The sequence below is a fragment of the Nocardiopsis sp. CNR-923 genome (assembly GCF_001942255.1).
GTDB lineage: Bacteria > Actinomycetota > Actinomycetes > Streptosporangiales > Streptosporangiaceae > Nocardiopsis.
Window position 1 is genome coordinate 1 of sequence record NZ_MKKC01000004.1, and the last position, 6,799, is coordinate 6,799.

Here is a 6,799-nt window from a genome sequence, read left to right on the forward strand (position 1 = left end):
GTCGGGACGGCCGTGGGGTCGACCGTCACCGCGACTCGGATGTCCCGGCCGAGGTGGGCGGAGAGCGCCCTGCTGATCGCCGGGTAGAGCCGTGTCTCCAGCACCTTCTTGGTGAACTCGTTGGGCGCGGCGATGAGCGCGGTGTCCTCGATCAGACCCAGCGGTCGGGTCTGGGGCAGCCAGGCGCGCTGGTGCGCGGGCAGGGAGTCGTTGTCGATCCCGTCCAGCACGCTGGACCAGACCACTGCGAGGTTGACCTGTGCGTCAGCCACGGTGACCTGCCATGGTTGCTGTCCCTTCGGTGCGGATCTGTTCGGATGCGGGTGGGGGCAGGAGGGGACGGGAGACCCCGGGGGTCCTCGCGGTACGTCGTCGGTCAGTTCGTCCGCGCGAACACCTCGCGGGCACGCGGACCGAACGTCCATTGTCCTCCCCCTCCGGGAGTGCCGGGGCGGGAGGAGCTGTGGACGACCCGTGTGACGGGCTCCACCGGCCTGTGGACAACGTCCCGGCGGCCGGGGCGAGGTGACGCGGCGGTCGCGCGGTGTCCACAGGCCTGTCACGTTGTCCACAGGTTGTACACAGGTTTATCCACAGGATGGCAGATCACTGTGCACAGTGCAGGGTTATCCACAAATCGCAGCTCATGGGCTGTGTAAATCAGATCCTGCGGCCTGCGTCGGGGCGTGATGCGGCGCGAGTGGTGAGTTATCCACAGGTTGAGGTTATCCACAGGCTGAGGTTGGCGTGGACGCGGCACACCCTGTGGACAACTGTTGTCCACAGGCTGTCGGAGCCGGTCCTGGGGTGGACGCCGCCACGCGGACGCGGACGCGGACCGCCTGATTTGACCCCGACCGGACACGGTCGTATCTTCTTTATGCTTATGCCGATGATCTGCCTGCGCCCGTGTCCACACGTCGGCGCGGCCTCGGCGCACGCACCGTGAGGCCCCGCATATCCTTGGGGGTCCGTCGTAGTTCCTTCCTGACACGCCCCTGGAGCCAGCAGTGAGCAAGCGTACGTACCAGCCGAACAACCGGCGTCGCGCGAAGGTCCACGGCTTCCGGCTGCGCATGCGTACGCGCGCCGGTCGCGCCATCATCGCCTCGCGTCGCCGCAAGGGGCGCTCGGCGCTGACCGTGAGCCACTAGGCCACGCTCAGCCCCAAGTTCCTCGGGATCGGTCCGGCCTTCTCGCCGGCCGGTCCCTTTTGTCGTGGGACGAGGCCCGAGTCCCGGAGGGAGTGCCGATGCTGTCGTCGCGGAACCGGATGCGCCGTAGCTCCGAGTTCGGCTCCGTGCTGCGCGCGGGACGGCGCTCCGCACGGGGGGCCGTGGCGGTCGTCTACCTGGCCCCGCCCGCGGACGCGGCCGAACCCGCCGATCCGCCGCGCGTCGGTTTCGTCGTGAGCAAGGCGGTTGGAGGCGCGGTCGTGCGCAAGCGCGTCCAACGTCGACTCCGTCACGCCATGCGGACCCGGTTGGCCGTTCTGCCAAACGGTAGCCTGCTGGTAGTGCGCGCCAAGCCCGCCGCCGCCACGACGCGGCAGGCGGAGTTGGACGCGCACCTCGACAGTGCGATCGCCGCGGCGATGCGACCCCGGACCTCCCGCCGTCGGCGGGGCCGAGGCGGATCGTCCGCTTCGGCGGCCGAACCGGCGGGAGACGGGACGGCGCCCGGGCGGGTCCCGGACGGGGGCGGAGAACGGACGGGGCGATGACCGAGCACAGACCGACGACTCTCGCGCGGTTGCTGATCCTGCCCATCCGGGGCTACCAGCGCTTCATCAGCCCGCTCTTCCCTCCGGTCTGCCGTTTCTACCCCTCGTGCAGCGCGTACGCCGTGGAGGCGTTGCGCGTGCACGGGGCCCTGCGGGGGTTGTGGCTGGGTACCCGGCGCATCGCCCGCTGTCACCCCTTCCACCCGGGGGGACTCGACCCCGTGCCGCCGCCGAAGGGGCGGCGGCACACCGAGGCGGAGGGGTCGGAGGGCGGCGCCGGAGCCACCGGATCCGCTCCCGGGGACCAGTAGCTGAACCGAGGCAAATAGGAGTTGGCCGGTGCTCGACTGGCTTTACAACATCGTCGGCTGGACGTTGGCGCGGATCCACGAGGGTCTGGCCTTCATCGGGCTGAATCCTGACAGCGGGTGGGCGTGGGGCCTGTCCATCATCCTCCTGACCGTTCTCATGCGGCTGCTCATGGTTCCGCTGTTCGTCAAGCAGATGAACACGCAGCGGAAGATGCAGGAGATCCAGCCGAAGATCATGAAGCTCCGGGAGCGCTACAAGCACGACCGGGAGCGTCTGAGTCGCGAGTCGATGAAGCTCTACCAGGAGAGCGGAACCAACCCGATCATGGGTTGCCTTCCGCTCCTCCTGCAGATGCCGGTCTTCTTCGCCCTCTTCAGCGTCCTGCGCAGCGTGGCCGAGGGCAACGCCCAGTACGGCTTCTCCGAGGAGCTGGCCGAGAGCGCCCGCCAGGCGCTGATCTTCGAGGCGCCGATCGCGGCGCAGTTCAACAGCTCTCCCGAGGAGCTGCTCGCCCTGGGTTCCTCGAACCCGGTGCTGGCCAAGGTCATCATCGCGATCGCGTGCGTGATCATGGGCACCACGACCTTCCTCACCATGCGTCAGAGCATCAAGCGCAGCACCGCGCAGATGCCGGACAACCCGATGATGCAGACGCAGAAGATCATGATGTACATGGCGCCCCTGTTCGGGCTCTTCGGCCTCATGATGCCGGTCGGCGTGCTCGTCTACTGGGTCACGTCCAACATCTGGACGATGGTGCAGCAGCACTTCCTCTACCGGAACCACCCCGCTCCCGGCGAGCAGGACGCCAAGGGCGGCGGCACCCCCTCCACCGGCCCCGCCAAGGGCATGCTCGGCCGGAAGAAGGCGGCCGAATCCGCGCCGGAGCCGAAGGAACAGCCTAAGATCGAACGCAAGCAGCCGAAGAAGCAGTCGCGCTCCAAGCGTGGGGGCGGCGGGTCCCACTAGGGGACGGCGTCACGTCGGCCGCGGAGATCTCAACGAGTGCGCAGGCGACACAGCCCCTGAGGCGTACGACGGTCAGGGCGTGAATGATGAGGAGACGGGATCGCTGTGGGACGTAGCGAGGAAGAGAGCGGTGGAGTAGCGGTGGCCGATGCGCCGGAGTCCGAGATCGACGTCGAGGCCCTGGAGAACGAGGGCGACATCGCCGCTGACTACATCGAGGGCCTCCTCGACATCGCGGACTTCGACGGTGACATCGACATGGACGTCGAGGGCGACCGTGCGATGGTGTCGGTCGTGGGCGCCACGCTCGACGAGCTGATCGGTGACGACGGCGAGGTCCTGGAGGCACTCCAGGAGTTGACCCGCCTGGCGGTGCACCGGGCCACGGGTGAGCGGAGCAAGCTGATGCTCGACATCGGCGGGTACCGCGAGGAGCGCCGCAAGGTACTCACCCGCATCGGCGCCGAGGCGGCGGAGAAGGTCAGTAAGACCGGGAAGATCCATCCGCTGGAGCCGATGACCCCGTTCGAGCGCAAGGTGGTGCACGACGCCGTCGCCGCAGCCGGGCTGAACAGCGAGTCGGAGGGCGAGGAGCCGCACCGTTACGTGGTGGTCCACCCCGCGGGCTGACGCGTCCGGCGCCGGGGACGACGGCATCGAGGGGGCGATGTTTCACGTGAAACATCGCCCCCTCGTCGTGTCGGCGGGTCGCGCCGGAACCGGGGGCGACGGATCGACTGGTCGACAAATCCGTCTGCCGAGGTGTCGACGTGCCGCCGCGTGATTCGGGGGACATCCCGGGGCGGCCGTATGTTTCACGTGAAACCATGGGGGTCCGCGGCCATAGGATCGTGGACCGTGGGAAGTGATGATGGACGAGTTCCGACAGGTGGTGACCGATGACCTCGGGCGCTGAGGAGCCCGGCGCTACGCCGCCCGCCCCGCCGAGCGAGGCGGAGGCGGTCTTCGGCGACGCGTTGCCGAAGGCGCGGCGCTATGCCGCACTTCTCGCTGACGACGGTGTCCGGCGGGGACTGATCGGACCGCGCGAGGTGCCCCGCCTCTGGGAGCGGCACCTCATCAACTGCGCCGTGGTGGAGGAGTTGCTCCCCGAGGGGGCGGAGGTGGTCGACATCGGCTCGGGCGCGGGACTGCCCGGCCTGGTGCTGGCCCTGGTCCGCCCCGACATCAGGGTGACACTGCTGGAACCCCTCCTGCGGCGGACGGTCTTCCTGAACGAGGCCGTGGAGATCCTCGAACTGCCCAACGTCGAGGTGCGCCGGGAGCGGGCCGAGGATGCGCACGGGGAGCTGCGGACCGACTTCGTGACCGCGCGCGCCGTGGCCCCGCTGGCCCGTCTGGCCGGGTGGGCGCTGCCGTTGCTGCGCAAGGACGGCAGCCTCCTGGCGATGAAGGGGGAACAGGCGGAGGCGGAGTTGGCCGCCGCGCACGACGACGTGTCCGAACTGCGTCCCAGCGTCTGCGATGTGATCAGGGTGGGCCGGGGTAAAGTCGATCCCGCTACCACGGTCGTTCGCGTCACGGTGACATCCGAGGGTGGTCCGCCCCCGTCAGCGGGAGCCCGGAAGGCGCGGGGCGGCAAGAAGAAGCGCGGACGGAAGAGGTGAACTCATTCGTGCCCCAGAACCCAGCCGACCACGACGGTGTTTCACGTGAAACCCCCAAGGGTGCCTACGGAGACCTGCTCGATGTTTCACGTGGAACCTCCCCCGACGACCAGCGCCCGGTTCCACGCCAGACCTGGGCCGGCGACACCGGAGCCCCCGGTCGGTCGACGGGTGTACCCGACACACCCCTGGCACGCGCGGCACACGCCGCGATGGCGGTTCGCGGGCACGAGGACGCCTGGCCCCGCCCCACGTCCTGCCGCGTGATCGGCGTCGCCAACCAGAAGGGCGGCGTCGGCAAGACCACGACGACCGTCAACATCGCGGCCGCGCTGGCCATGCACGGCCAGCGGGTCCTGGTGGTCGACCTCGACCCCCAGGGGAACGCCTCCACGGCGCTCGGGATGGAGCGGGACACCACGACCCGCTCCATCTACCACTGCCTGGTCGAGGACGAGGAGATCCGCAAACTCGCCCAGCCGGTGCCGGACATCCCGAACCTGTGGTGCGCCCCGGCCACCATCGACCTGGCGGGCGCGGAGATCGAACTGGTCTCCTTGGTCGCCCGCGAGGCCAGACTCAAGCGCGCGCTCGACGCCTACGACACCTCGGAACTCGACTACATCCTCATCGACTGTCCGCCGTCGCTCGGTCTGCTGACGGTCAACGCGATGGTGGCGTGCGACGAGGTCATGATCCCGATCCAGTGCGAGTACTACGCGCTGGAGGGGCTGGGCCAGTTGCTGCGCAACGTCGACCTCGTCCAGTCCCACCTCAACCCCGGACTGGAGATCAGCACCATCCTGCTGACGATGTACGACGGCCGGACGCGGCTCTCGCAACAGGTCGCCGACGAGGTGCGCTCGCACTTCGGCGACCTCGTCCTCCAGACGGTGGTGCCGCGCAGCGTCCGGGTGTCCGAGGCGCCGAGCTACGGGCAGTCCGTGATGACCTACGACCCCGGGTCCACCGGTGCGGTGCCTACCTGGAGTCCGCCCGGGAGATCGCGCACCGCGCCCCGGGCGTCCACGGCTGACGGCGGTGACGTCCCGGCACGGAGCCGGGGCGCCGATGTGTTCGAGGAGAGTGGAGGGAGTTGCCGGTGAGCCAGCAGCGGCGCGGACTGGGCAAGGGGCTGGAGGCGCTCATCACGCAGGGGCCGCCCGCGTCGTCGGGAGGAGCTCCGGAGAGGGTGAAGCTCTCCGACGGTTCGTACCTGGAGGAGATCGAGCTCGGCGCGATCACCCCCAACCCGCGCCAGCCCCGGGAGCGTTTCGACGACCAGGCGTTGGAGGAGCTTCGGGACTCCATCAGCGAGGTCGGTGTGCTGCAGCCCGTCGTCGTCCGCGGGCTCGGGGACGAGGCGGGCGTTCCCCGCTACGAGCTGATCATGGGGGAGCGCCGCTGGCGCGCGAGCAAGGAGGCGGGTCTCGACCGGATCCCCGCGATCGTCCGCGACACCGGTGACGGCGACCTGCTCCGCGACGCGCTGCTGGAGAACCTGCACCGCCAGGAGCTCGACGCCCTGGAGGAGGCGGCCGCCTACAAACAGCTCCTGGACGACTTCGGCGCCACCCACGGCGAGCTCGCCCAGCGGATCGGCCGGTCGCGCTCGCACATCACCAACATGCTGCGCCTGCTGAACCTGCCGCCGAAGGTGCAGAAGCGGGTCGCCGCGAAGGTGCTCAGCGCGGGGCACGCCCGCGCGCTGTGCGGTGTCGAGGACCCCGAGCGCCAGGAGCGGCTCGCCGAGCGGGTCAATCTGGAGGGTCTGTCCGTCCGCTCCCTGGAGGAGATCATCGCCCTGGGCGAGGAGATGGACGAGCCGGAGGGGAAGCGTGCCCGCGTCGCCCCAGACCGCCGTCCCAACCCGCCCCAGGTCGAGGAGTGGGCGAGCCGCCTCGCCGACCGTCTGGACACCACCGTGAAGGTGGACCTGGGCAGGAGGAAGGGCAGGATCGTCGTGGAGTTCGCGACGCTGGAGGACCTGGAGCGCATCGTCGGCCAGATGGACTCCCGCGAGTCCTGATGCCGTGGCGCCCCGCCCTCCATGTTCACGTGAAACATGGAGGGCGGGGGCGTGTGGCGGCCGTGGGGGCGTCGGGGGTCTGGCTCGGCGGAGCCCCCCCGGGGCCTGGGACGCCGGAAGCCCCCAGAATCGCTCGTG

The 6,799-nt window shown here is 69.6% G+C and carries 7 protein-coding genes and 2 pseudogenes; 8 read left to right on the forward strand and 1 reads right to left on the reverse strand.

Annotation, left to right across the window (positions count from 1 at the left end; all coding sequences use genetic code 11):
• Positions 1–245 (reverse strand): annotated as a pseudogene (locus tag BJF83_RS00125) (chromosomal replication initiator protein DnaA); the annotation flags it as partial.
• A gap of 765 nt (positions 246–1,010) precedes the next feature.
• Between BJF83_RS00125 and rpmH the strand changes: the two are divergent.
• The 8 genes and pseudogenes from rpmH (at position 1,011) to BJF83_RS00165 (ending at position 6,661) form a co-directional block, all read left to right on the forward strand.
• Complete coding sequence (rpmH, locus tag BJF83_RS00130; RefSeq protein WP_028647916.1) at positions 1,011–1,154, forward strand: 50S ribosomal protein L34; 144 nt, start codon at positions 1,011–1,013, stop codon at positions 1,152–1,154.
• A gap of 98 nt (positions 1,155–1,252) precedes the next feature.
• A complete protein-coding gene (rnpA, locus tag BJF83_RS00135; RefSeq protein WP_075924684.1) occupies positions 1,253–1,723 on the forward strand; it encodes a ribonuclease P protein component in 471 nt (156 codons plus the stop codon).
• On the forward strand, positions 1,720–2,034 hold the full coding sequence (gene yidD, locus BJF83_RS00140; RefSeq protein WP_075924685.1) for a membrane protein insertion efficiency factor YidD: 315 nt from the start codon (positions 1,720–1,722) through the stop codon (positions 2,032–2,034). The genes rnpA and yidD overlap by 4 nt, the downstream gene beginning before the upstream one ends.
• A 28-nt stretch (positions 2,035–2,062) precedes the next feature.
• Complete coding sequence (yidC, locus tag BJF83_RS00145) at positions 2,063–3,004, forward strand: membrane protein insertase YidC (RefSeq protein WP_075924686.1); 942 nt, start codon at positions 2,063–2,065, stop codon at positions 3,002–3,004.
• Between the two features lie 141 nt (positions 3,005–3,145).
• Positions 3,146–3,634, forward strand: a complete 489-nt coding sequence (locus BJF83_RS00150; protein WP_075924687.1) for a R3H domain-containing nucleic acid-binding protein — start codon at positions 3,146–3,148, stop codon at positions 3,632–3,634.
• Positions 3,635–3,903: 269 nt separating this feature from the next.
• Complete coding sequence (rsmG, locus tag BJF83_RS00155) at positions 3,904–4,632, forward strand: 16S rRNA (guanine(527)-N(7))-methyltransferase RsmG (protein ID WP_075924688.1); 729 nt, start codon at positions 3,904–3,906, stop codon at positions 4,630–4,632.
• Positions 4,629–5,668 (forward strand): annotated as a pseudogene (locus tag BJF83_RS00160) (ParA family protein). Before rsmG ends, BJF83_RS00160 begins: the two are co-directional and overlap by 4 nt.
• A gap of 66 nt (positions 5,669–5,734) precedes the next feature.
• Positions 5,735–6,661: a ParB/RepB/Spo0J family partition protein gene (locus BJF83_RS00165; protein WP_075924689.1), complete on the forward strand. Its 927-nt coding sequence runs from the start codon at positions 5,735–5,737 to the stop codon at positions 6,659–6,661.
• The last annotated feature ends 138 nt before the right edge of the window (positions 6,662–6,799 follow it).